This window comes from Streptococcus mitis, from assembly GCF_003942765.1.
Classification (GTDB): domain Bacteria; phylum Bacillota; class Bacilli; order Lactobacillales; family Streptococcaceae; genus Streptococcus; species Streptococcus mitis_BE.
Genome location: NZ_RJNW01000006.1, coordinates 79,306 through 104,635, shown reverse-complemented (window position 1 = coordinate 104,635; position 25,330 = coordinate 79,306). Strand labels below are relative to the sequence as shown.

Annotated in this window: 19 protein-coding genes, 10 tRNA genes, 3 pseudogenes and 1 riboswitch; of the genes and pseudogenes, 24 read left to right on the top strand and 8 right to left on the bottom strand. The window is 39.9% G+C overall.

What is annotated here, in order from left to right; all coding sequences use genetic code 11:
• Positions 1–85 precede the first annotated feature (85 nt).
• The 11 genes and pseudogenes from D8849_RS09270 to D8849_RS09220 all read left to right on the top strand — a co-directional run.
• Positions 86–159, top strand: a tRNA-Arg gene (locus D8849_RS09270).
• Between the two features lie 15 nt (positions 160–174).
• Positions 175–248: transfer RNA gene (locus D8849_RS09265), tRNA-Pro, on the top strand.
• Between the two features lie 5 nt (positions 249–253).
• Positions 254–327, top strand: a tRNA-Met gene (locus D8849_RS09260).
• A 13-nt stretch (positions 328–340) separates the two neighbouring features.
• Positions 341–414: transfer RNA gene (locus D8849_RS09255), tRNA-Ile, on the top strand.
• Between the two features lie 12 nt (positions 415–426).
• Positions 427–516 (top strand) — tRNA-Ser (locus D8849_RS09250).
• A gap of 10 nt (positions 517–526) precedes the next feature.
• Positions 527–600 (top strand) — tRNA-Met (locus tag D8849_RS09245).
• A 3-nt stretch (positions 601–603) separates the two neighbouring features.
• Positions 604–676, top strand: a tRNA-Phe gene (locus D8849_RS09240).
• A 20-nt stretch (positions 677–696) separates the two neighbouring features.
• Positions 697–767: transfer RNA gene (locus tag D8849_RS09235), tRNA-Gly, on the top strand.
• 34 nt (positions 768–801) lie between these two features.
• Positions 802–875 (top strand) — tRNA-Ile (locus tag D8849_RS09230).
• A gap of 6 nt (positions 876–881) precedes the next feature.
• A tRNA-Ser gene (locus D8849_RS09225) sits at positions 882–969 on the top strand.
• Positions 970–1,210: 241 nt separating this feature from the next.
• A pseudogene (locus tag D8849_RS09220) lies at positions 1,211–1,459 on the top strand (ISL3 family transposase); the annotation flags it as partial.
• Between the two features lie 44 nt (positions 1,460–1,503).
• Here D8849_RS09220 and birA read toward each other — a convergent pair.
• Entirely contained in the window at positions 1,504–2,439 is a 936-nt protein-coding gene (gene birA / locus D8849_RS09215; RefSeq protein WP_125386850.1) for a bifunctional biotin--[acetyl-CoA-carboxylase] ligase/biotin operon repressor BirA, read from the bottom strand.
• 282 nt (positions 2,440–2,721) lie between these two features.
• Here birA and D8849_RS09210 point away from each other — a divergent pair, with 282 nt between their 5' ends.
• The 5 genes and pseudogenes from D8849_RS09210 to D8849_RS09190 all read left to right on the top strand — a co-directional run bounded on the left by D8849_RS09210 (position 2,722) and on the right by D8849_RS09190 (position 6,985).
• Positions 2,722–3,915 carry an O-antigen ligase family protein gene (locus tag D8849_RS09210; RefSeq protein ID WP_125386848.1) on the top strand — a complete coding sequence of 398 codons (1,194 nt, stop codon included), beginning with the start codon at positions 2,722–2,724 and terminating at the stop codon, positions 3,913–3,915.
• A 144-nt stretch (positions 3,916–4,059) separates the two neighbouring features.
• Positions 4,060–4,503 (top strand): MarR family winged helix-turn-helix transcriptional regulator, encoded by a 444-nt coding sequence (locus D8849_RS09205; protein WP_049491343.1) that lies wholly within the window; start codon positions 4,060–4,062, stop codon positions 4,501–4,503.
• 34 nt (positions 4,504–4,537) lie between these two features.
• A pseudogene (locus D8849_RS09200) lies at positions 4,538–4,729 on the top strand (nuclear transport factor 2 family protein); the annotation flags it as partial.
• Between the two features lie 14 nt (positions 4,730–4,743).
• A complete protein-coding gene (locus tag D8849_RS09195; RefSeq protein ID WP_125386847.1) occupies positions 4,744–5,472 on the top strand; it encodes an ATP-binding cassette domain-containing protein in 729 nt (242 codons plus the stop codon).
• Positions 5,465–6,985: an ABC transporter permease/substrate-binding protein gene (locus D8849_RS09190; protein ID WP_070842888.1), complete on the top strand. Its 1,521-nt coding sequence runs from the start codon at positions 5,465–5,467 to the stop codon at positions 6,983–6,985. Before D8849_RS09195 ends, D8849_RS09190 begins: the two co-directional genes overlap by 8 nt.
• Positions 6,986–7,122: 137 nt before the next feature.
• On the opposite strand, the gene D8849_RS09185 is transcribed toward D8849_RS09190, so the two are convergent.
• Positions 7,123–7,659, bottom strand: a complete 537-nt coding sequence (locus D8849_RS09185; protein WP_004235331.1) for a TetR/AcrR family transcriptional regulator — start codon at positions 7,657–7,659, stop codon at positions 7,123–7,125.
• Positions 7,660–7,791: 132 nt separating this feature from the next.
• Between D8849_RS09185 and D8849_RS09180 the strand changes: the two genes are divergently transcribed.
• Positions 7,792–8,649 (top strand): cation diffusion facilitator family transporter, encoded by an 858-nt coding sequence (locus tag D8849_RS09180; protein ID WP_125386845.1) that lies wholly within the window; start codon positions 7,792–7,794, stop codon positions 8,647–8,649.
• A gap of 61 nt (positions 8,650–8,710) precedes the next feature.
• On the opposite strand, the gene galR is transcribed toward D8849_RS09180, so the two are convergent.
• A complete protein-coding gene (gene galR, locus D8849_RS09175; RefSeq protein ID WP_125386843.1) occupies positions 8,711–9,715 on the bottom strand; it encodes a DNA-binding transcriptional regulator GalR in 1,005 nt (334 codons plus the stop codon).
• 164 nt (positions 9,716–9,879) lie between these two features.
• On the opposite strand from galR, the gene D8849_RS09170 reads away from it, so the two are divergent.
• From D8849_RS09170 to D8849_RS09160, 3 genes are all read left to right on the top strand, one after another.
• Positions 9,880–11,058 (top strand): galactokinase, encoded by a 1,179-nt coding sequence (locus D8849_RS09170; RefSeq protein ID WP_125386842.1) that lies wholly within the window; start codon positions 9,880–9,882, stop codon positions 11,056–11,058.
• Positions 11,059–11,076: 18 nt separating this feature from the next.
• Positions 11,077–12,558 carry a UDP-glucose--hexose-1-phosphate uridylyltransferase gene (locus D8849_RS09165; RefSeq protein WP_125386852.1) on the top strand — a complete coding sequence of 494 codons (1,482 nt, stop codon included), beginning with the start codon at positions 11,077–11,079 and terminating at the stop codon, positions 12,556–12,558.
• A 69-nt stretch (positions 12,559–12,627) separates the two neighbouring features.
• The gene (locus tag D8849_RS09160) at positions 12,628–13,032 is read left to right on the top strand and encodes a PaaI family thioesterase (RefSeq protein ID WP_000651223.1); all 405 of its coding nucleotides are present in this window, start codon (positions 12,628–12,630) and stop codon (positions 13,030–13,032) included.
• Between the two features lie 45 nt (positions 13,033–13,077).
• On the opposite strand, the pseudogene D8849_RS09155 reads toward D8849_RS09160, so the two are convergent.
• Positions 13,078–13,314: pseudogene (locus tag D8849_RS09155) on the bottom strand (DNA cytosine methyltransferase); the annotation flags it as partial.
• Positions 13,315–13,788: 474 nt separating this feature from the next.
• Between D8849_RS09155 and D8849_RS09145 the strand changes: the two are divergent.
• The 4 genes from D8849_RS09145 to D8849_RS09130 are packed head-to-tail and all read left to right on the top strand — an operon-like array spanning position 13,789 to position 21,037.
• The gene (locus tag D8849_RS09145) at positions 13,789–15,588 is read left to right on the top strand and encodes a type I restriction-modification system subunit M (RefSeq protein ID WP_125386841.1); all 1,800 of its coding nucleotides are present in this window, start codon (positions 13,789–13,791) and stop codon (positions 15,586–15,588) included.
• A complete protein-coding gene (locus tag D8849_RS09140) occupies positions 15,585–16,877 on the top strand; it encodes a restriction endonuclease subunit S (RefSeq protein WP_125386840.1) in 1,293 nt (430 codons plus the stop codon). Before D8849_RS09145 ends, D8849_RS09140 begins: the two co-directional genes overlap by 4 nt.
• Complete coding sequence (locus D8849_RS09135) at positions 16,867–18,009, top strand: HEPN domain-containing protein (protein ID WP_125386839.1); 1,143 nt, start codon at positions 16,867–16,869, stop codon at positions 18,007–18,009. Before D8849_RS09140 ends, D8849_RS09135 begins: the two co-directional genes overlap by 11 nt.
• 1 nt (position 18,010) lies before the next feature.
• A complete protein-coding gene (locus D8849_RS09130; protein ID WP_125386838.1) occupies positions 18,011–21,037 on the top strand; it encodes a type I restriction endonuclease subunit R in 3,027 nt (1,008 codons plus the stop codon).
• Between the two features lie 471 nt (positions 21,038–21,508).
• Here the strand turns inward: D8849_RS09130 and D8849_RS09125 are convergent, their stop codons facing one another.
• From D8849_RS09125 to D8849_RS09105, 4 genes are all read right to left on the bottom strand, one after another.
• Positions 21,509–22,771, bottom strand: a complete 1,263-nt coding sequence (locus D8849_RS09125; protein ID WP_125386837.1) for a nucleobase:cation symporter-2 family protein — start codon at positions 22,769–22,771, stop codon at positions 21,509–21,511.
• A complete protein-coding gene (locus D8849_RS09120; protein ID WP_125386836.1) occupies positions 22,771–23,352 on the bottom strand; it encodes a xanthine phosphoribosyltransferase in 582 nt (193 codons plus the stop codon). Before D8849_RS09120 ends, D8849_RS09125 begins: the two co-directional genes overlap by 1 nt.
• A 326-nt stretch (positions 23,353–23,678) precedes the next feature.
• Positions 23,679–23,774: riboswitch (purine riboswitch) on the bottom strand.
• Positions 23,775–24,005: 231 nt separating this feature from the next.
• Positions 24,006–24,392 (bottom strand): bleomycin resistance protein, encoded by a 387-nt coding sequence (locus D8849_RS09110; protein WP_070842881.1) that lies wholly within the window; start codon positions 24,390–24,392, stop codon positions 24,006–24,008.
• An 11-nt stretch (positions 24,393–24,403) separates the two neighbouring features.
• Positions 24,404–25,231 carry an exodeoxyribonuclease III gene (locus D8849_RS09105; protein WP_125386835.1) on the bottom strand — a complete coding sequence of 276 codons (828 nt, stop codon included), beginning with the start codon at positions 25,229–25,231 and terminating at the stop codon, positions 24,404–24,406.
• Positions 25,232–25,330 lie beyond the last annotated feature (99 nt).

The following is a 25,330-nucleotide window of genomic DNA, read 5'->3' as shown; positions in this document are numbered from 1 at the left end:
GAACTGGCAGACGCACAGGACTTAAAATCCTGCGATTGGTAACGATCGTACCGGTTCGATTCCGGTCCTCGGCATAAACTAATGAGCACCCTTAGCTCAACTGGATAGAGTACCTGACTACGAATCAGGCGGTTAGAGGTTCGACTCCTCTAGGGTGCATTTTTCTATTTAACTCGGGAAGTAGCTCAGCTTGGTAGAGTACTTGGTTTGGGACCAAGGTGTCGCAGGTTCGAATCCTGTCTTCCCGATATATGGCGGTGTAGCTCAGCTGGCTAGAGCGTCCGGTTCATACCCGGGAGGTCGGGGGTTCGATCCCCTTCGCCGCTATAATGATCTTGTTGGACCTTTAGCTCAGCTGGTTAGAGCTCTCGGCTCATAACCGAGTGGTCGTAGGTTCAAGTCCTACAAGGTCCATTTAAATAATATGGAGGATTACCCAAGTCCGGCTGAAGGGAACGGTCTTGAAAACCGTCAGGCGTGTAAAAGCGTGCGTGGGTTCGAATCCCACATCCTCCTTTTGTATTAACGCGGGATGGAGCAGCTCGGTAGCTCGTCGGGCTCATAACCCGAAGGTCGTAGGTTCAAATCCTGCTCCCGCAATAAGGCTCGGTAGCTCAGTTGGTAGAGCAATGGATTGAAGCTCCATGTGTCGGCGGTTCGATTCCGTCTCGCGCCATTTTTATTTATAGTCTTTATGCGGGTGTAGTTTAGTGGTAAAACTACAGCCTTCCAAGCTGTTGTCGCGAGTTCGATTCTCGTCACCCGCTTTGAACTTTGTTCAAATTACCAAGTTTTTAACTTGGGCGCGTAGCTCAGGTGGTTAGAGCGCACGCCTGATAAGCGTGAGGTCGGTGGTTCGAGTCCACTCGTGCCCATTAATAGGAGAATTACTCAAGAGGCTGAAGAGGACGGTTTGCTAAATCGTTAGGTCGGGTAACTGGCGCAAGGGTTCGAATCCCTTATTCTCCGTTTAATTTCGACTCTCTGTCAACTGTAGTGGGTTGAAGAAAAGCTAAGTTCTAGTAAGGAGACATTTCGTCCTTTCTTTTTTGGTATTCAGAGCGATAAAAAGACTCCATAATATTTGTAGTGGGTACCCCCCTATAAATATTATGGAGCCTATTTTTATGTAGAAAAAAGTTCCATATGATCCATAATGAAAAGCAACCAAACCATCATTAGAAAGAATCATATGGAATAGTTACATTTTATCACAAAATTGTTCGATATCAAAGACCAAAATATCAAGATTTTAGATATCGTCAATAGGGATACTCACAAGGAAATCATCGCGAAACTGGATTACAATGCCCCATCTTGTCCTAGTTCTGGAAGTCAAATGAAGAAATATGACTTTCAAAAACCGTCTAAGATCCCTTACCTAGAAACGACTGGTATTCCTACTAGAATTCTCCTTAAAATGGCTCTTTTTCAACTGTATAGGGCTGCAGAAAAGCTAAAATCTTTATATATTGTCGATTCTATGGTTGTGCTAGTTTATTATTACTTCCAACTCTTGAGTGAAATTTCTCCGCTATTGAGCCAGATTTCTTTTCCATTATAACATTGAACTAAAAGTTTGCCATTTTCTGAGATATCTTTAGCAAGTCCCTTGTAGTCTTTTTGATCTAGTGTAAAAGTCACTTCTTTTCCTAGAACAAATGACTTTTTTTTGTATAAGTATAATAGCTCTTCTGCTGGTGTTTCGAAGAAAGCACGCCAGGTCTCTATGATTAATTCATTTCTGGTTATAGGTGCTGGTGTTTTAAATAAACTAGCAGCTTTTTCTTTTAATTCCTGAGGAAAGTCTTTAATAGTGAAATTAATACCTACTCCAATAATGATATCTGTGACTAAGCCAGTTTCTACAGAGGTCATTGCCTCAGTAAGGATTCCTCCAATTTTATGATTGTTTAGGTAGATATCATTGACCCATTTTATGTCGACATCAATTAAAGTTAGGTTCTTAATGGCTTTGTAGATAGCTCCGGCTACAAGTAGTGTGTAGGATGGTAATTTGTCGTAAGGGAGATTTGGTTTGAGATGGAGTGTCATATAAATGCCACCTTGTGGTGAGTAGAAAGAACGTTGAAATCGACCTCGGCCTGCTGTTTGATAGGAAGCTAGATAGAGGGTGTTTGCTTCATTTCCTAAATCAATTGCTTCTTTTGCATCGAGTTGTGTTGATCTTGTTTCGGGTTTAAAACTGATTTTAATTGGAAGATTTTGTTCTAGAAGTTCTGGAAGAATAAGGTCTCCATTCACTAGTTTATAGCCTTTGTTTTTGATACTATCAATTTCAATGCCTTCTTGTTCTAGACGCTTGATGGCTTTCCAAATTGATGTTCGGCTTAGTGATAGTTCTTCTGCGATTTTTTCTCCGCTGACATAGTCGATTTCTTTAGCTAGAATTTGGTAGACGGCTTGGTAAGATTTCATAGTGTTTCCTTTCTTTAGGAATTGTAAATGATTTAAATATAGTTTGGATAATTGGTCAAAACCTTATTATATTACTACTATTTTAACATATACCTAGTCTTTACGGTATGATTTTCTTATAGTAAATCTAGTCATTAAGTTTGAGTTTTGAAATATCAGTATTTTTGCTCCCTTTTTTACCTAGTAAACGTTTCCTTTGTTTTCAAATTGCTAAAAAAGTGGTACAATAAAGGGTAGCTTACTATTATCTGAATCAACTGATTTGGAGAGAAAGGATTCATTTTGAAATCAATAGGCTTTATTGAAAAGCTGAAAGGGTTGTCTAGTAAAGAACTGATTTTATTGGGAATCATCCTGAGTATCTTTTTACCCTTTTATCTTTTTGTAGTTGTATTCTGTTTATATATTATCAGTTTGATTTTTACAGGAGATATGAAAAGTATTCTTCAGAAAATGGGGGAGCATCCGATGCTACTTCTTTTTCTTGGCTATAGTACTGTTATATCCACTTTTGCTCAAAATTGGATGGGTCTTGTGGCTTCAGTAGGAATTTTTCTATTTACTGTTTTCTTTTTGCACTATCAGTCGATTTTATCACATAAATTCTTTCGATTGATTTTGCAGCTCGTCTTGTTTGGTAGTGTCTTGTCTGCTGCTTTTGCTAGTTTAGAACATTTCCAAATTGTGAAGAAATTTAACTATGCTTTTCTTTCACCCAATATGCAGGTGTGGCATCAGAATCGTGCAGAAGTGACCTTCTTTAATCCTAATTATTATGGAATTATTTGTTGTTTCTGTATCATGATTGCATTCTATCTGTTTACAACGACCAAGTTGAATTGGTTGAAAGTATTCTGTGTGATTGCAGGCTTTGTGAATCTCTTTGGATTGAACTTTACTCAAAATCGAACTGCCTTTCCTGCTATTATCGCTGGAGCCATTATTTATCTCTTTACGACCATTAAAAACTGGAAGGCCTTTTGGCTTAGTATTGGGGTCTTCGCGATTGGCTTGAGCTTCCTCTTTTCTAGTGATTTGGGAGTTCGGATGGGGACTTTAGACTCTTCTATGGAAGAACGAATTTCTATCTGGGATGCTGGGATGGCCTTGTTTAAGCAAAATCCTTTTTGGGGTGAGGGGCCATTGACCTACATGCACTCTTATCCTAGAATAAATGCTCCTTATCATGAACATGCTCACAGTCTTTATATTGATACGATACTGAGTTACGGAATTGTGGGGACTATTTTACTAGTTTTGTCTTCTGTGGCTCCTGTTCGCTTGATGATGGATATGAGTCAGGAGTCGGGGAAACGTCCGATTATTGGTCTTTATCTATCTTTCCTTACAGTGGTTGCTGTACACGGAATCTTTGACTTGGCCCTCTTCTGGATTCAGTCAGGTTTCATTTTCTTGCTAGTTATGTGCAGCATTCCATTGGAACGTCGAACTTTGGTATCGGACATGACGGATTAAGTTTATAAGATTGAAATCTTCTACCTTGAGTAGGAGATTTTTTTACTGGGAAAAATTATTTCTAAATCGAAATAGTTGACAGTTAGAATGATGAGTGTTACAATTGTTTTATTCTTTTCGATATCGAAATAAATTGGAGGTGTTATGAAAGATAGTCATTTGCTAGCCCATCATATTCGTTTGTTGAATGGACGTATTTTTCAAAGGTTACTGAGCCAAGATCCTGAAGCTCTTTATCGGAGTGAGCAGGGAAAGATTTTAGCGGTTTTATGGAATAGTGAAACTGGCTGTGCAACTGCGACAGATATTGCTTTGGCGACTGGACTTGCTAATAATACGCTGACGACGATGATTAAAAAGCTAGAGGAACAAAATCTTGTAACTATTAGTCCATGTGGAGAAGATAAGCGTAAGAAGTATTTGGTTTTAACAGAGTTGGGGCAGTCTCAGAAAGAAGTGGGGCATCGTGTCAGTCAGAAATTGGATACGATCTTTTACAAAGGATTTTCAGAGGAAGAAATTCGTCAGTTTGAAGCCTTTCAAGAAAGAATTTTGGCTAATCTGAAAGAGGAGGAAAATGAGGTTTAAAATGGAGCAAATTAGCTGTTTATAAGTAAAGACCACTTTTGACTTTGTTTTTAAACTCTTAGGACAAGGAAACTATGTGGTTAGCTATGGTCAGACTCAGATTGGTGGAGTTGCCTATGCCCAGTATGATATCTTCCGTCTAGAAAACGGGAAAATTGTGGAGCATTGGGACAATAAGGAAGTCATGCCTAAGGTAGAAGACTTGACCAATCGAGGGAAGTTTTAAATTGAGGATACAGAATGATTGAATACAAAAATGTAGCTTTACGCTACACAGAAAAAGATGTCTTGAGAGATGTTAATTTACGGATTGAGAATGGCGAGTTTATGGTTTTAGTTGGGCCATCTGGCTCAGGTAAGACGACCATGATCAAGATGGTCAACCGCCTCTTGGAACCAACTGATGGAAATATTTATATGGATGGCAAGCGAATCAAAGATTATGATGAGCGTGAACTTCGTCTTTCTACTGGTTATGTTTTACAGGCTATTGCTCTATTTCCTAATCTAACGGTCGCGGAAAATATTGCCCTGATTCCTGAGATGAAGGGATGGAGCAAGGAAGATATTGCTAAGAAAACAGAAGAGCTTTTGGCTAAGGTTGGCTTGCCAGTAGCTGAGTATGGGCATCGTTTGCCTAGTGAATTATCTGGTGGGGAGCAACAGCGTGTTGGAATTGTACGGGCTATGATTGGTCAGCCTAAGATTCTCCTCATGGATGAACCTTTTTCAGCCTTGGATGCTATTTCTCGCAAACAGTTACAGGTTCTGACGAAAGAATTGCATAAAGAGTTTGGGATGACAACGATTTTTGTGACCCATGATACGGATGAAGCCTTGAAATTGGCAGACCGTATTGCTGTCTTGCAGGATGGAGAGATTCGCCAGGTGGCGAATCCCGAGACGATTTTAAAAGCTCCTGCCACAGAATTTGTAGCAGACTTGTTTGGAGGTAGTGTTCATGACTAATTTAATTGCAACTTTTCAGGATCGTTTTAGTGATTGGTTGACAGCTCTATCTCAACATTTGCAGTTGTCACTTTTGACCTTGTTACTGGCCATTTTTATAGCGATTCCCTTGGCTGTTTATCTTCGCTATCATGAGAAGTTGGCGGATTGGGTCTTACAGATTGCAGGGATTTTCCAGACCATCCCGTCTCTGGCCTTGTTAGGACTCTTTATCCCCTTGATGGGAATTGGAATCTTGCCTGCTTTGACAGCTCTAGTGATTTATGCGATCTTTCCGATTTTACAAAATACCATCACTGGACTCAAGGGAATTGATCCAAGTCTACAAGAGGCTGGGATTGCCTTTGGGATGACTAGGTGGGAGCGTCTCAAGAAGTTTGAAATTCCACTTGCTATGCCTGTTATGATGTCTGGGATTCGGACGGCAGCGGTCTTGATTATCGGCACGGCAACCTTGGCGGCCTTGATTGGTGCAGGGGGACTGGGTTCCTTTATCCTTTTGGGAATTGACCGTAATAATGCCAGTCTGATTTTGATTGGGGCACTTTCTTCAGCAGTGCTGGCTATTGTCTTTAACTTCTTACTAAAAGTGATGGAAAAAGCAAAATTGCGAACGATTTTTTCTGGTTTTGCCTTGGTGACAATATTGCTCGGTTTGTCTTATAGTCCAGCTCTTTTGGCTCAAAAAGAGAAAGAGAACCTGATCATTGCTGGAAAATTGGGACCGGAACCAGAAATTTTGGCTAATATGTATAAGTTACTGATTGAAGAAAATACCAGCATGACTGCGACTGTTAAACCTAATTTTGGGAAAACAAGCTTTCTCTATGAAGCTCTGAAAAAAGGCGATATTGACATCTATCCTGAATTTACTGGTACGGTGACTGAAAGTTTGCTGCAACCATCACCGAAAGTGGGTCATGAGCCAGATCAGGTTTATCAGGTAGCGCGTGATGGCATTGCCAAACAGGATCATCTATCCTATCTCAAACCTATGTCTTATCAAAATACCTATGCTGTAGCTGTTCCGAAAAAGATTGCTCAAGAATATGGCTTGAAGACCATTTCGGACTTGAAAAAAGTGGAAGGGCAGTTGAAGGCTGGATTTACTCTCGAGTTTAATGACCGTGAAGATGGCAATAAGGGCTTGCAATCAATGTATGGTCTCAATCTCAATGTAGCGACCATGGAACCAGCCCTTCGCTATCAGGCTATTCAGTCAGGTGATATTCAAATCACGGACGCCTATTCGACCGATGCGGAATTGGCACGTTATGATTTACAGGTATTGGAAGATGACAAGCAACTCTTCCCACCTTATCAAGGGGCTCCACTCATGAAAGAAGTTCTTCTCAAGAAACATCCAGAGTTGGAAACAGTTCTCAATAAATTGGCTGGTAAAATTACTGAAAGCCAGATGAGCCAGCTCAACTACCAAGTCGGTGTTGAAGGCAAGTCAGCAGAACAAGTAGCCAAGGAGTTTCTACAAGAACAAGGTTTGTTGAAGAAATAGTTTGAAAATGTCAAACTCAACTTTGTTAAACGACCATATAGAAAACTGCTCAGACAATGTTGTCTGGGCTTTTTTGATTGTTGAAAAGATGAAAACTCAGTAGCCTAGAAATAAGGCAACTGAGCTCTACTCTGTATTCAATTTTTAGGAATGAGAAGGTCTAGATAAAACTGGACAACTTCCTGGTATGTAAAGTCTTGTCCTTTTTTGAGCCACCAGGTCAATGTCTCGATAAAGTTGGACACGACCAAGTGTTGGAGGTAAGAAGTAGGCAGATTAGTGTGGGCTTCTTTTAACTCATCAGCCAACATGGGATAGACATGGTGTTCTAGCTCTTTATGGAGTTGACGGAGGAAGTAGTCATTTTTGGAAAATAGCAGACTGGTAACATGGTCCTGGTTTTTCTGAAAATGTAAAAAGATATGTGCGAGGTAGTCCTCGGTAGTAAAGTGTCCTTCCCTTTCAAAGAGATGATGAAAGAGGTAGCGACAGAGCTCATCTAAAAGGAGTTCCTTGCTTTCATAGTGACAGTAAAAAGTAGAACGCCCAACATCTGCTAGGTCAATGATATCCTGAACAGTAGTGGCATCATAGCCTTTGTCGTTCAAAAGTTGTAAAAAAGCTTGATAGATGGCTTTTTTCGTCTTGCTGACTCGACGGTCTCTTTTTGGCATGTAGACACTTGAGACAAACTGTTCAGAACTGAACATGGCTGACAGTTTGCTTCTATCCTTTCTTTGAATTTTATTAGATAATACAAATGAAAGAAGTATGTATATACCCATTATACCAAAGGAGGGAGAGAAATGAGTTCTAAAACATCTATCTGGTTAGCTTTTTTCTTAAATTTAAGCTATGCGATTGTTGAGTTTATCGCAGGAGGAATCTTTGGTTCGAGTGCAGTTCTTGCTGATTCCGTTCATGACTTGGGAGATGCTATAGCCATTGGCATCTCAGCCCTTTTAGAAACAATTTCAAACCGTGAAGAAGATAGACAGTACACCTTGGGTTACAAACGTTTTAGTCTTTTAGGAGCCATGCTAACGGCTGTGATTCTTATGATAGGGTCTGTCCTAGTGATCTTGGAAAATGTCACAAAGATTGTTCACCCGCAACCCGTCAATGAGGAAGGCATCCTCTGGCTGGGAATCATTGCAGTAGCCATTAATGTGCTAGCAAGTCTGGTAGTTCGTAAGGGGAAAACAAAGAACGAGTCAATTCTTAGCCTGCATTTTTTGGAAGACACTCTTGGTTGGTTGGCCGTCATTCTAATGGCGATTATTCTTCGATTTACGGACTGGTATATCCTCGATCCGCTTTTATCACTAGTTATTTCTATCTTTATTCTGTCGAAAGCCATTCCTCGCTTTTGGAGCGCACTGAAAATTTTCCTAGATGCTGTGCCGGAAGGTATTAATATCAAGCAAGTAAAGAGTGGCCTGGAGCGATTGGACAATGTGGCTAGCCTTAATCAGCTTAATCTCTGGACTATGGATGGTTTGGAAAAAAATGCTATTGTCCATGTTTGTATAAAAGAAGTGGGAAATATGGAAGCTTGTAAAGAATCTATTCGAATTTTCCTCAAAGATTGTGGCTTTCAAAATATTACCATTGAAGTTGATGCTGACCTAGAAAGTCACCAAGCACATAAGCGAAAGGTGTGAGTTGGAGCGGAATCATAGAGATTATTAGAGAAACAGCCTTGCTAGAGGTCGTTTTGTAATCCTAATCATTCCTTGTACTTTCTCTCAATGTCAGTCTGGTTCCCAGCATGGTCAGGCTAGGGATTTTGCGACCGTGGAGTACTTCTTTGTTAAGAATATCCATACCTGCTCGGCCCATTTCTTCGGTATAGACAGTGATGCTAGAGAGGGGAGGATAGACCTGCTTGGTCAGGCTGGTGTCGTTAAAGGAAATAAGACTGACGCGGTCTGGCAGGCTGATTCCAGCTTCTTGGAGGGCACGGAGGGCACCGATGGCTAAACTATCACTAGCAGCAAAAAAGGCTGGTGGGAGTTGGTCTCCTAAGCTCTGAATGGCCTCCTTCATCAAGACATAGCCAGACTGGGCAGTAAAGCTTCCTTGAAAGACCAGTTCATCATGATAGATTCCCTTTGCTTGACTGTAGTTCCTGAAATTTTCCAGTCGTTTATCCTCAATGATTTCTTCTTGATCTGTTGTTTCTTCAAGACCTGTTAAAATCCCGATACGGTCCATCCCTTGGTTGAGGAAATAATCGACAACCTGTTTCATGGCAGTGTAAAAGTCCGTGATAATGCAGGTATGTCCTAGTGAAAGAGTATCGCTGTCTAGAAAGACTAGAGGCTTTTGGTATTCTTCAAAGGCAGAAATCTGTGTACGGCTAAACTTTCCGATGCAGAGAATGCCAATCACTTCCTCGCTGAGTGTAAAAGGATGGTCATTAAAATAGCGCAAGATATCATAGTCCAGTTCTTGGGCTCTTTTTTCTATGCCTAGGCGAATCTGGTAGTAGTAGAGGTCGTCCAGCTCCCCTTGTTCGCTGACCCATTGGATAATGGCAATCTTTTGCTTGGGCTTGTGGGACTCGCCTGTCTTGAGGTGTTTGGTGTAGCCCAACTCTTCAGCAACGGTTAAAATACGGTGTCTGGTTTCTTCTGTAACAGATAGGCTCTGGTCGCGGTTTAGGACACGGGATACGGTCGCGATAGAGACAGAGGCTAGCTGTGCAATGTCTTTTAAGGTAGCCATAAATCCTCCTTCTTTAAAGTTAGTATATCATACTTTTCTGCTTTTTACTGATAATTTAGTAAAAGTTTAGTAAAAAGGATTGACCGTGGGAAATCCCTTAGATACAATAGAAGAAAACGATTACACGTTGAGGTGACTTAACGGACAGTAAAAGGAGAAATCATATGACACAACATCTTACTGCTGAAACTCTTCGCAAAGACTTTCTTACTGTTTTTGGTCAAGAAGCAGACCAAACTTTCTTTTCACCAGGTCGTATCAACTTGATTGGTGAGCACACAGACTACAACGGTGGGCACGTTTTTCCGGCTGCCATTTCCTTAGGAACTTATGGGGCTGCTCGCAAACGTGATGACCAAGTCTTGCGTTTCTACTCAGCTAACTTTGAGGACAAGGGCATTATCGAAGTGCCTCTCGCTGACCTCAAGTTTGAAAAAGAGCATAACTGGACCAATTATCCAAAAGGAGTTCTTCATTTCTTGCAAGAAGCTGGACATGTGATTGACAAAGGTTTTGATTTTTATGTTTATGGGAATATCCCAAATGGTGCTGGATTATCTTCTTCAGCTTCCCTTGAACTCTTAACAGGGGTCGTGGCAGAGCATCTCTTTGATTTAAAATTAGAGCGTCTCGATTTGGTTAAAATCGGAAAACAAACAGAAAATAACTTTATCGGAGTCAACTCTGGCATTATGGACCAGTTTGCTATCGGTATGGGTGCAGACCAACGTGCTATTTACCTTGATACCAACACCTTAGAGTATGATTTGGTACCACTTGATTTGAAGGACAATGTCGTTGTTATTATGAACACTAACAAACGCCGTGAATTGGCGGACTCTAAATACAATGAACGTCGTGCTGAGTGTGAAAAAGCAGTGGAAGAATTGCAAATAGCCTTAGATATTCAGACCTTGGGTGAATTAGACGAGTGGGCCTTTGATCAATATAGCTATCTGATTAAAGACGAAAACCGTTTGAAACGTGCTCGCCATGCTGTGCTTGAAAACCAACGTACCCTTAAGGCTCAAGCAGCCCTTCAAGCAGGAGATTTGGAAACATTTGGTCGTTTGATGAATGCGTCACACGTTTCCCTAGAGCATGACTATGAAGTAACTGGTTTGGAATTGGATACTCTTGTTCATACAGCTTGGGCACAAGAAGGAGTTCTCGGTGCTCGCATGACAGGGGCAGGTTTTGGCGGATGTGCCATTGCCTTGGTGCAAAAAGATACTGTTGAGGCCTTTAAAGAAGCTGTAGGCAAACACTACGAGGAAGTAGTTGGATACGCTCCAAGTTTCTATATCGCTGAAGTTGCAGGTGGCACTCGCGTCCTTGACTAGTCAAAAGGAGGCTTTATGGTGACCTTAGTAGATAAATTTGTAACACATGTCATTTCTGAAAGTTCATATGAGGAAATGGATCGCATCTACCTGACCAATCGTGTCTTGGCACGAGTGGGAGACGGTGTTTTGGAAGTTGAGACCGATCTGGATAAATTGATTGACCTCAAGGACCAGCTGGTTGAGGAAGCTGTTCGATTAGAGAAAATTGAGGATAGTCAGACTGCACGTGAAATCCTCGGTGCTGAACTGATGGACTTGGTGACTCCTTGTCCGAGTCAGGTTAATCGTGACTTTTGGGCAACCTATGCCCACTCTCCTGAGCAAGCGATAGCGGATTTTTACCAACTCAGTCAGAAAAATGACTACATTAAACTCAAGGCCATTGCTAAAAATATCGCTTATCGTGTTCCATCTAGTTACGGAGAGCTTGAGATTACCATCAATCTCTCTAAGCCTGAAAAAGATCCGAAAGAGATTGCAGCAGCCAAGTTGGTACAAGCCAGCAATTATCCTCAGTGTCAGCTCTGTCTAGAGAATGAGGGCTACCATGGTCGAGTTAACCACCCAGCTCGCAGCAACCACCGTATTATCCGTTTTGAAATAGCGAGTCAGGAGTGGGGATTCCAGTATTCGCCCTATGCTTACTTTAATGAGCACTGTATTTTCTTAGATGGGGAACATCGTCCCATGGCTATTAGTCGTCAGAGTTTTGAACGTCTGTTGGCTATTGTAGACCAGTTTCCAGGCTATTTTGCTGGCTCTAATGCCGACCTACCGATTGTGGGAGGCTCTATTCTAACTCATGATCACTATCAGGGAGGCCGTCACGTATTTCCTATGGAATTGGCTCCCTTGCAAAAGGCCTTTCGATTTACTGGTTTTGAGCAGGTCAAGGCTGGGATTGTCAAGTGGCCCATGTCAGTGTTGCGTTTGACTTCGAATTCCAAAGAGGATTTGATCAACCTGGCTGATAAGATTTTGCAGGAATGGCGCCAGTATTCAGACCCTGCCGTGCAGATTTTGGCAGAAACAGGCGGGACACCGCACCACACTATCACACCGATTGCTCGTAAGCGTGATGGACAGTTTGAGTTGGACGTAGTCTTGCGGGACAATCAGACATCGCCAGAGCATCCTGACGGCATCTATCATCCTCACAAGGATGTTCAACATATCAAGAAGGAAAATATCGGCTTGATTGAGGTCATGGGCTTGGCAATCTTGCCACCACGTCTGAAAGTAGAAGTGGAGCAAGTCGCTAGCTATCTTGTAGGAGAAGCTGATACAGTTGTCGACTATCATCAGGAATGGGCAGACCAACTTAAAGCACAATATAGAGATTTAACGGATAAAGAAAAAGCCCTTGCAATCGTCAAGGACTCTGTGGGTGCTATCTTTGCACGTGTACTTGAGGATGCAGGGATTTACAAACAAACGGAGCAGGGACAGGCAGCCTTTATGCGCTTTGTAGAACAGGTCGGGATTTTGCCAGACTAGGAGCTTTCTCCTTGCACAGTCCTATAAAAAGTAGTATCATAGTGTCGTTTGAAATATCAGGAGGAAACCATGAAAGATTTTCATTTTGACGCTATATCTGCCTTTGAAAATTACGAAATTGAACAAATGAGAGATGGTCACGTTGTGGTGACGACCAAAGTAGTGGACTCATCGCTCAACTACTATGGCAATGCCCATGGTGGCTATCTCTTTACCCTTTGTGACCAGATTAGTGGTTTGGTGGTCATATCTCTGGGACTTGATGGAGTGACACTTCAGTCCTCTATCAATTACCTCAAGGCAGGAAAACTCGACGATGTGCTGACCATTAAAGGAGAATGTGTCCATCAAGGTCGCACAACCTGTGTAGTGGATGTTGATATCACCAATCAAGAAGGCAGAAATGTCTGCAAAGCAACCTTTACCATGTTTGTCACAGGCCAACGGTCAGAAGACAGACAGGTAAGGATATAGATAACTAAAAAAGAGGCTCGCACCTCTTTTTTAGTTTTAGAGAAATCAATCAATTTCTTTAATAAATTTAGCAATTTCTTTTACAATCTCAGTAACCAAAGCATTTCCCATAAAAAACATTCTCATTTTATCAGATACCTCTACAATAGAACCATCAGATAATTTCTTTTTAGCTGTCCAATCATCTGGGAAGTCCTGAAGTCGTTCAGCTTCAATGGGGGTAATTAATCTATATTTATTATTTACGAATAATAAATGTGTAGAACGATTAACTGTTCCTTTTATGTTGAAAAAATTCAAGCATTAACAGGTTTTAATGAGAAAAAGCAAGATATCTTAAGGGAAAAAATAGTCAAGCAGTGAGAGTTTTTAACGATTTTCTTCTTCATACGATGGAGTGTCAAAATCAAGGTATTGATTTCAGAAGTTCCAGAAACGGAGCAGATTTAGACACTGCTGTGATGGAAATTTTAGACTTGACTGAAGAACAATATATTTTGCATAAACAAACCATTCTAAGGCGTTTAGAGCGTGAACAAAATGGGCATTCCGTTTAATCCAAGACCCCTCGTGGGTTTTTTGAATTTCTTTTAAATATTCTCAAATATGCTATAATAGAACTAGAAAATTTAAGAAACCCGAAGGGTACCCTTCCTTTATTATATTCATAATAAAGGAAGGGTACCCTTCCTTTATTATATTCATAATAAAGGAATCCTATCAGCCCTTCATAAAAATTTAAAGAAGGAATATGGTATGGCAGAGCAAGTAACAAATGAAAAAATGCACCACGAAAGAATGGCAATAAATATCAAAGAGAAGGCTTCTTTAATATGGAATATTGCTGATATTTTACGAGGGCTTTATAAGCCACATGAATACGGTAAGGTTATCCTACCTATGACAGTCATTAAACGTTTGCATGATACCTTGCTTCCGACAAGAGATGATGTGCTTGCGGTTTCGAAATCAGTGACAAATATCAAGGTCACTCAAATCAGAGACAGAAAACTAACGGATGCTTCTGGCTATACATTTTATAATACAAGTCGTTTTACGTTTGAGAATCTGCTAAGTGACCCTGAGAATATTTACGATAACTTCAACTCCTTCCTTAATAGTTTTTCTGAAAATGTTAGAAATATTCTTGATAACTTCGAGTTTGATACAGAGATTTCGAAGATGGCTAATAACGATGCTCTGTTTGCAGTTATTCAAGAGTTTAACAGCAAAAAAGCCTATTTAGGTGCGGACACTGTAACTTCGACGGATATGGGTTACATCTTTGAAGAGCTGGTTCGTCGGTTTTCTGAGAGTTACGGAGAGGACGCAGGGGCTCACTTTACAAGTAGGGATATTATTTACCTGATGACAGACATTCTCCTAATCAATGAAAAACCATCAGATAAACCTATCGTGCGTACGATTTATGACCAAACTATGGGAACATCGCAGATGCTTTCTGCCATGATGGAGCGAATTAAAGCTCTTGATGCTAATGCAGATGTAACCACATTTGGTCAAGAGTTAAACCCAGAAACCTATGCTATTGCCAAGGCAGATACCATGATTCGTGGAGGTAATCCTGACAACATGGCTTTAGGATCTACTCTTTCCAAGGATGCTTTTTCAGGCTATACCTTTGATTACTTGATTTCCAACCCTCCATTTGGTATTGACTGGAAGAAAGACCAGAATGCTGTCAAGGAAGAGGCTGAGTTAGGTGAGAATGGTCGTTTTGGTGCGGGACTACCTAAGATTTCAGATGGTCAGCTTCTTTTTCAGCTAAATGGGATTTCTAAGCTGAAAGATACAGGTCGTATGGCGATTATCCATAATGGTTCAGCTCTATTTTCAGGCAATGCTGGTGGCGGTGAGTCTGCTATCCGTGAGTATGTGATTATGAATGACTGGTTGGAAGCGATTATTCAGTTGCCGACAGACTTGTTTTATAACACTGGTATTTCGACCTACATCTGGATTATCACTAAAAATAAGGCTAAGGAGCGTCAGGGGAAAGTGCAGTTATTGGACGCTAGTAAAGCTTTTGCGAAACGTCGGAAAAATATCGGTAATAAGAGGGTTGACATCAAGAAAGCTCAGCGAGAACTCATCGTGCAGGCTTATGGTGAATTTGCCAATAAAATCTATACTGAAGGTGATACCATGGTAGAGTCTAAAATCTTTGATAATGAGTTCTTTGGCTATCAAAAGGTTACCGTTGAAACACCTCTCTATGACGAAAATAGAACAGTCATTCGCAAGAAAAATGGGCAAGCAGAGCCTGATACCAGCAAACGAGATACAGAGGAAATTCCGCTGATAGAAGATATTGATTCTTATATAAAGAGAGAAGTCTTGCCCTTCAATCCTGATGCTTGGGTTGATAAAAGTAAAACAAAGATTGGTTTTGAAGTTCCATTTACACGCTTGTTCTATAAATACCAAGCACCAGAAAGTTCTGAGGTTATCGCAAAGCGTATCAAAGCACTGGAGGAGAAAATTGTGAAGAATTTTGAAGCTCTGAGTAGTAACGGCGTGGAGGACCTGGGATGAGGAAATTGAAAGACAGCGGTGTTGAGTGGATAGGGGAAATTCCTGAGGAGTGGGAATTAAGGCGATGGAAATATGTACTCAGTGAACGTAAAGAAAAAAATGACCCAATTATTACGAATTTTATCCTATCTTTGTCAGTAGAAAATGGAGTTTTTCCATACTCAGAAAAAACAGGGGGAGGAAATAAGGCTAAAGAAGATTTATCTGCTTATAAAGTAGCACGACCAAACGATATTGTCATGAATAGTATGAATATTCTGGCTGGTGCAGTTGGTCTTTCGAGTTGGTTAGGGGCAGTAAGTCCAGTATATTATACTTATTACTCGGATAATGATAGAGCTGACATCAACTATTATTGCTACCTTTTTCAATCTGAACAATTTCAAAGAAGTTTGTTGGGATTAGGAAATGGTATTTTGATTAAAGAGTCGGGTAATGGGAAATTAAACACTATAAGAATGAGAATCCCATCCGAGAAATTAAATCGGTTGTTAATTCCAATCCCTCCTATTTCCGAACAACAAAGAATTGCAAAGTTTCTTGATGAAAAGACCGCTATAATTGACGATATTATCACAGATACGAAACAAACGATTGCAGAGTTAAAATCATACAAACAGTCTTTAATTTCGGAAATTGTTACTAATGGTATTAATAAAGATGTAAAAATGGTTTCTACCGAGATTGATTGGATTGATGAAATTCCTGAGGGATGGGAAGTTGCAAAAATTAAAAATATATCAAAGTTGAGAAATGAAAAAACGTCTTATGAGAGAGGTCAGAATTTTTTAGCTTTAGAAAAAATGGTTTCATATAAACCAGGATATATCGATTTATTGACTGAAGTCGAAAACGGAAGACAACAAGTTATAAAACAAGGTGATATTGTGTTTAGTAAATTACGTCCCTACCTTGCTAAGGTGGCTTTAGCTGATTTTGATGGACATGGGACAGGTGAATTATTGGTGTTTAATGATATTAAAATTAAGCGTAAACTATTCATGTACAAATTGATTTCTGAACAGATTTTACAACCAGTAAGAGGGACGTCTTATGGAGTGAAAATGCCAAGGGCTAATCCTGATTTTATAATATCATTACCTATTTCTTTTCCAATTTCATTATCTGAGCAGTCTGAAATTGTAAACTATCTTGATCAAAAGACGTCTCAAATTGATACTTTAATTATAGAAAAAGAAAATCTTATATCCGAATATGAGTATTATAAAAAATCAATGATTTATGAGTATGTGACAGGCAAAAAGCAGGTGGACAGCTATGAAAGTTGATTTTGAATTATTGTTAAAACCAAAAATCCAATATGAAGACTTACGCCAGTTGTTTTGGAAATCCTTTGAAAGGGTTCACGACATCAATCGGTTAGAGAAAACCAATACGCTTACTTACTGTTTCCCAGAGGATAACCCGCTACAATTTAAAACAATCATCAGAAAATCAGATAATATCCTTCATTGTCGACTAAAAGCAACAGTTGATATTCACTGGAGGAAGACGTATTTCTATGATAAGTTTAGGGCAAGGATAAGTGGAGTCTTGAGTCAATATTTTGAAGTAACTCATTACTCTGCTGATTTATCAGCCTATTATGCGAAAAAATGCTACTCGACTCTTCTTGACTATGAAACCAACTTAAGAAAGATTTTTTACTTCATTTACCATTTTTATGATGTGACAGATGCGACCGCTGGACGCAAAAAACAAACCTTAAATGCCTATGTTGAAGATTTGGATTTGAGTCAATTAGAAAAACTCTTGTTTGCGAAAGATTGGCTGTTAGTTGGTAAATCTTATGAATTTTGTGGTATTAGTAAAGATAGCAATCTATACGAAAAACTCTCAAAGATAGCTGAAAAGATAGAATTTCGAAGTCTGTGGGAAGTGAATATAAAGCCCTTACTACCTAAGCATGATATTGATGAAGAAGTCATAACGAAGATTAGAAATGTCCGAAATAAGGTCGCTCACCATAAAGAAATGAGCTTTAATGATTGGAAGTTCTGTAAAAATGAAGTTCGGACCTATGCTAATAAATTTCACAAAATTCAAGATGAGCTACTTGAAAGGAAATTTTACAAAAATACAAAGGTTTCAACTGTTGCACTGCAAGGACTTCTTGAAATGTCGAAACAATTTCAAAAAGCGGTTGAAGCTTACACAAAGACAATACAGGCCCACAATGCAATTCTGTTAGGAGAAACAATAGCAAAGGCAATGAAGAGTATAACTATTCCTAGAATTGATATTTCCAAAACCATTGCACCAGCTATGGCCGAGATTGCTAATTCTCATGCTGAACATATATCAAAAATAATGCAAAATACAACTATTCCTCAGATAGGCGTGTTAGGAAATGATGAGCAAGAAAGTTCATCGGAAGACGATGAAGAAGATAAGGAATAATATGGAAGATAATGAAAAACGCTTTGAGCAAGATATCGAAACATGGCTGACCTCGCCAACTGGAGGTTGGACAAAAACGACCTTTCAGGAATCGCACTATGATGCAACTAAGGGATTAGATATAGAAACGCTTATCCAGTTTGTCAAAGAAACCCAAGAAAAGAAATGGGCAAGATATGAAAAAGTAGTAGGGGCTGACCCTGTAGAAAGTTTCTACAAACGCTTTGAGCAGGAAGTTTCTCAGCATGGTATCTTGCATGTTCTTAGAAAAGGTATTAAGGACAGAGGTGTTCATTTTAAGATAGTTCAGCTTCGCCCTTCATCAACCCTAAATGAAGACATCACTAAGGATTATCAAGCCAATAAAACACAAGTAATTAGGCAATTTGCTTACAGTCCCCATAATCGTAACACCATCGATATGGTTCTTTCCATCAACGGAATTCCTCTGATTGCTATTGAGCTTAAAAATCAATTGAAAGGACAATCTGTTGAACACGCTAAAAAACAATTTATGTTTGACCGAGATCCCAAAGAAACAGTTTTTCAGTTTAATCATCGTATTTTAGTTTATTTTGCTGTTGATTTAAATCAAGCTTGGATGACAACAAAGTTATCTGGGAAGAAAACTTTTTTCTTGCCCTTTAATCAAGGTTCAAATGGAGCTGGAAATGTTGGTGGGGCTGGGAACCCAGAAAACTCTACAGGCTATCAAACCGCCTATCTCTGGGAGAATGTGCTACAAAAAGATGCTCTGATGGACATTTTACAGCGATTTATCAACTTAGAAGTCAAGCACGAAAAGGATGCTAGTGGGAAAACGGTAGAAAAACAGACCTTGATTTTCCCACGTTATCATCAGCTTGACGTGGTTCGAAAATTGGTTGCAGATACTAAGCAGAAAGGCTCTGGTCAACATTATCTGATTCAACACTCGGCTGGTTCAGGGAAATCAAACTCCATCGCTTGGTTGTCCTACCATTTACAAAAACTGCATGACGATGATAATCAGCCGATTTTCAATTCGATTATTATCGTAACAGACAGGACTGTCTTAGACCGTCAATTGCAAGAAACAATCACGTCTTTTGATGCGACGACAGGATTAGTTGAAACGATTGGAGATAATAAATCTTCTAAAGATTTACTAAAGGCTATCAATGATGGCAAGCAAATCATCATCACAACTTTGCAAAAATTTCCTGTTATTTATCAAGATGTTGAATCAACAGCTGGAAAACGCTTTGCAGTGATTGTTGATGAGGCTCACTCATCACAGACAGGTTCGGCTTCGCAAAAGTTAAAAATAGCCTTATCAGATAGAGAAGAGGCTTTAAAAGAGTGGGAAGAGCTTGATGAAGAAGAGGTGAGTAAGGCACGAGATAAGGAAGATACACTTAATGATACTCTGCTTGGGCAAGGAAGACATGGAAATATTTCCTTTTATGCTTTTACAGCAACACCAAAAGCAAAAACACTGGAGTTATTTGGTCAACAAATGCCAGATGGAACATTTCAACCTTATCATATCTACTCAATGAGGCAGGCGATTGAAGAAGGTTTTATTTTGGATGTTTTACAGAACTATATGACCTATCATACGGCTTATCAGATTTCGAAATTAGTTCCAGATGACCCTGAATTACCAGCTTCACAAGCTAAACGTGCGATTGCTCGATATGCTGACCTGCATCCTTATAATTTGGCACAAAAGACAGAAGTGATGGTCGAGCTATTTAGGGATAAAACACGCCATGCAATTGGTGGGAAAGGCAAGGCTATGGTTGTAACCTCCTCTCGCTTAGCAGCTGTTCGCTATATGAAGGAATTTAAACGTTACATTAGTGAAAAGGGCTATACGGATATGGATACCTTGGTTGCATTTTCAGGTGAAGTAAGTGATGATGGAGAAGAATATACTGAACCTAAAATGAACGGTATCAAAGAAAACCAACTAAAAGATGCGTTTGCTACGTCTCAGTATAATGTATTGATTGTTGCCGAGAAATACCAAACTGGATTTGATGAACCACAGCTCCACACCATGTTTGTTGATAAAAAACTTCGTGGTGTTAAGGCTGTCCAAACTCTTTCTCGATTAAATCGAACAATGCAAGGAAAGGTGGATACCTTTGTTTTAGATTTTAAGAATACTGCCGAAGAGATTAGAGAGGCATTTCAGCCTTTTTATGAAGCTTCAACTCTTGATCAATCTATCGACCCAAACCTTCTGTACGATGCTAAGGAGAAAATCCGAAAGTATCATCTTTACAACTCTAATGATGTTGAGAGAGTTATCGCTCTTTATCAATCTGCAAATGATATACAAGATGAGAAGTTATTGGGGAGATTGGCGAATAGTTTTCAATCTATAGTTGGAAGATACGACCAGCTGGCAGATTCAGTGAAATACGAGTTTAGAACTCTCTTGCGAGGTTTTAGAGAAAAGTATAATTACATTTCTCAGCTAGTTCGTTTATTTGATAAAGAACTGCTTTCAGAGTATATTTTTATCAACTATTTGATTTCTTTACTTCCGACAAATAGTCAAGAAGTTGTTGATATTTCAGATAAAGTTCGTATGGATTATTATAAACTTGTCAGGGATAATGAGGAATCTATTCTTTTGGTTAAAGAGGAAAGTCCTATTTATAACCAGCAAAAAAGTATCAATCCTGCTGTAAAACCACCAGAAGAAAAAGATACGTTGACAGAAATTTTAAATAAAATCAACTCACAATTTCCAGATGTATTTACCGAAGAAGACCAAGTTATTTTGGACTTGATTGTCAAACAAGTCGTTCAAAATCCAAGTGAACGCCAACGTTCGATAGCTAAAAGTAATGACTATGCTATGTTTAAAAACTCGTTATTTCCTAAAGAATTTGAAGATTTGATTATAAATCTTTCACAGTCTAGCGAGGAAACATTTGAAAAACTATTTTCAAATGAGGAGATTTTTAAGTTTATTATGGCGACCTCAGCACAGGAAGCCTATAAAAAATGGCGAAGTGATATTAAAGCTTAAATACAATATCGTTGTGAGAGAGTAAAAAACAACTCATGTTTAAATGGCATGAGTTGTTTTTCGTAAGGTTTATAGATTTCTACTTATTTTGATTTCTTTACTTGAAAATTATTTTTTAAGATTTTCATCATATTCTCTATTGATTGGCTATTTTCTTCTAGTGTTGGAGAATTACGACTTTTACCAGAATATAAATTAGTATCTTCACCAGGACGGTCTAAATAATTTCTAATATAAGTAGACATTGATTGGTCGGTATACTTATTGTGGGTGTTTTAGTTTTGCTTTATTGGTATGTCTATCATAACTCTCTATAGGAGAAGAGTCAAGCACTTTTTCACGAAAACTCCAACGACTTGAAATCGCTGGGGTTAAGGGGCTAGAGTTGGTTAGTTGTTGGACTGCTGGGTGAGGTGTGGACATTATAATCAACTTGTGATAAACAAAAAAAGAGGCTCACACCTCTTTTTCTTATTTCTTTTTATGATTTAATACGGCATTGAGGACAATGGCCAGTAGGCTGGCTACGACGATTCCGTTTGAGAAGAACATTTGGAAGGCTGTCGGCATGCTGACAAAGAGATTACTGTTGTTGAGTCCGACACCTGCAGCGATTGAAACAGCTGCGATAAGGAAGTTATGTTCATTGTTAGCAAAGTCAACACGGGCGAGGATTTGCATCCCTTGAATCGATACAAAACCAAACATCACCAACATAGCACCACCGAGGACAGGACTTGGAATGATTTGGGCAAGGGCGCCAAACTTAGGAAGGAGTCCAAGGAGAACCAGGAAACCAGCTGCGTAGTAGATTGGCAGGCGAGTCTTGATACCTGACAATTTAACCAAACCAACGTTTTGTGAAAATCCTGTGTAAGGGAAGGTGTTAAAGATTCCTCCGAGAAGTACGGCCAAACCTTCTGCGCGGTAACCGTTGCGAAGGCGCGTGCTGTCGATTGGATCTTTCGTGATATCAGACAAGGCTAGGTAAACACCTGTTGACTCAACCATAGACACCGTTGCGATGATACACATCATGACAATAGATGAGATTTCAAAGGTTGGCATCCCAAAGTAGAGGGGAGTTGGGACATGGACAAGCGGTGCTGCAGCAACAGGAGAGAAGTCCACCAAGCCCATGCTAGCAGCGATGGCAGTTCCGACAACCAGGCCAATCAAAATAGAGATAGACTTGATAAATCCTTTGGTAAAGATGTTAATCAAGAGGATAATCAGAACAGTGATAGCTGCAAGTAAGAGACTTTGACCAGTTGGCTCTGGAACGTTATTTCCCATATTTCCAATAGCGACAGGAATCAAGGTTAAACCAATCGTGGTAATAACAGATCCAGTTACGATTGAAGGGAAAAGATTGGCTACTTTTGAGAAAATGCCTGAAACAAGAACCACGTAAATCCCTGATGCAATAAGGGCACCAAACATAGCGCCACTTCCATGGCTTTGCCCAATCATAATCAAGGGAGCTACCGACTGGAAGGCAACTCCAAGAACGACTGGGAGTCCAATCCCAAAGTATTTGTTGAGTTGGAGTTGGAGGAAGGTTGCTACCCCACACATGAAGATATCTGTAGAAATCAGGTAGGTCAACTGCTCAGCTGAATAGCCAAGTGCTGTCGCAATCATGATGGGAACTAGGATAGATCCTGAGTACATGGCTAGTAAGTGCTGCAAGCCAAGAATGGCTGCTTGCGAGTGTTTTTCTTGAGTTTGCATTAGAGATCTGCCTCCTTAAATACGACCTGACCATTTTCAAAACGATCCAAGCGAGCAAGTGATAGGACAGGATAGCCTGCTTTTTCAAGCAAATCACGGCCATCTTGGAAGGATTTTTCAATCACGATACCGATAGCTTCGACTGTGACACCGGCTTGTTCGATGATTTGAATCAAACCTTTAGCCGCTTGGCCATTAGCAAGGAAATCGTCAATAATCAAGACCTTGTCCTCTGGTGAGAGGAATTTTCCAGCGATAGAAACGGTGCTGGTCACCTGCTTGGTAAAGGAGTAAACTTCTGCAGTCAAGATGCCTTCGTTCATGGTGATGTTTTTAGCTTTCTTTGCGAAAATCATGGGAACGTTTAAGGCTTCGGCAGTAAAAATAGCTGGGGTAATGCCTGAAGCTTCAATGGTCACGACCTTGGTAATGCCAGCAGAAGCAAATTTTTCCGCAAAAACCTTACCAATCTCTCTCATCAAGCTAAAGTCAACTTGGTGGGTTAAAAAGGAATCCACCTTGAGGATGTTGTCACCCAAGATATGCCCATCCTTGAGGATGCGCTCTTCTAATAATTTCATAAGACCTCCTAAAGTCTAAAAGCCAATTTACTTGTTGTTTAAATGTTTCTATAGTGATCCCTTTTGCTAGTACTATATATTTGATAAAACTATTACGAGCGAAGCGAGTCTTATCAAATATTTCCCGTTGTAGTGGTATCATAGACAATAATCTTGTTATTGTCTATGACGGGATTTTTGAGACTTTTGGCTCAAAAATTAGGGATGAAATTCCGAAGGAAGTTGCTCCCGTCCGCACTAATTAAGGGAAATATTAAAAATATTCAAAAAAGACCTACTTAATCTCTAAGTAAGTCCCCAAAATAGGCATGGCAAAAACGACCATACCTCACTTCTGACTTACTTATTGTTAGGTGTTCCGGCACCTTGTAGAAACATCGTGCCAATTCACGACATAAACAAGTAAAATGATATTCAATTTCAAATAGGCTTGAGCCAACGTTTTTATTTTACACTAAATAACTTTAGAAATCAAATGTTTTGTTAGTGTTTTGGTTTGAAAAAACGAACAAATATAATAAAAATGGGGAAAAATTAACTTATTGGCTAACATTTAGAAGGTTTTTCCATCATAAAAGGCATATTATCAAGTTTTTAAACACTTGACAATATGCCTTTTTAACTTTAAAGACTTTTTCCAAATCTTTATTATTCTACTCGCTAAATCTTAAAAAATAGCCATCTGGATCCAAAACTGCAAACTCATGAGGATAGATATAGTAATCTCCAACACGAAACTTTCTTTTAGTTAAGGGACGATGGATAGGATAGTCAGCTTCTAGCAGTTTTTGGTGGAGCTGAGGAACATCTGCAATGCCAAAGGAAATATTGACACCGCGCCCGAAAGGATAGGTCAGCTGAGCTAATTCTTCTGCGCTGCCTTCTTCTAGCATAAGTTGGCAGTCTTCAAGCGAGAGGAAGAGAAATTTCTCCTCTGGACGCTCGTATTCGACAGAGAAGCCCAGCAAGTCACAGTAGAAGTAGCGCGACTTTTCGATGTTGGATACCACAAATTCGGGGATGACAGCTTGATAGTCCATTAGCTTTCTCCTTAGAGTTCAATCTCCAAGACAATGGGTGTATGGTCTTGTCGAGCACCTGAGTCAATCATATCTGACTTGGTCACCTTGTCAGCGATACGATTACTTGTGAGCCAGTAGTCGATTCTCCAGCCTGTATTGTTGATTTTGGAAGTCTTGCTGCGTTGTGCCCACCAAGTGTAGCGTTCTGGAACATCGCCGTGAAGATGACGGAAGGTGTCGGTAAATCCTGTTGCCAAGAGATTGGTAAATCCAGCACGTTCCTCGTCGGTAAATCCTGGTGAACGGCGGTTGCTGGCAGGATTTGCAAGGTCGATTTCATTGTGGGCCACGTTGTAGTCACCGGTCGCAAGGACTGGTTTTTCTTTGTCCAGTTCAGCTAAGTATTCTGCATATTTGACATCCCAGACTTGGCGTTCTTCCAAACGTTTGAGGCCGTCGCCAGCGTTTGGAGTGTAAACTTGGGTCACGAAAAATTCATCAAATTCTAGAGTGATGATGCGGCCTTCCAAGTCCATGGTAGAAGGAGCACCGATTTCTGGGAAAGTGACAGTAGGTGTAAGTTCTTTCTTATAAAGGAACATGGTTCCAGCATAGCCTTTACGGGCAGGTTCTTGGGAAGAGCGCCACGTGTTTTCGTAGTCTGGGAAGAGTTCAGCTAAAATTTCCAAGTGTTTCTTGGTAGGCCCCTTGGCAGAAAGCTTGGTTTCTTGGATAGCGATGATATCAGCATTTTCAGCGATCAAGGTTTGTAGTACTTCTTGGGACAATTTGGCACGAGCTGAGTCACTAGTTAGGGCAGCATTGAGGGAATCAATATTCCATGAGATGAGTTTCATAAAGTTACCTTTTTCATTCAGATTATAGATTTTATTATACCAAAAAAAGGTCCATTTCCCCAACGTATGGCTTGAAAAATCACTCTCTTTCGTTTATAA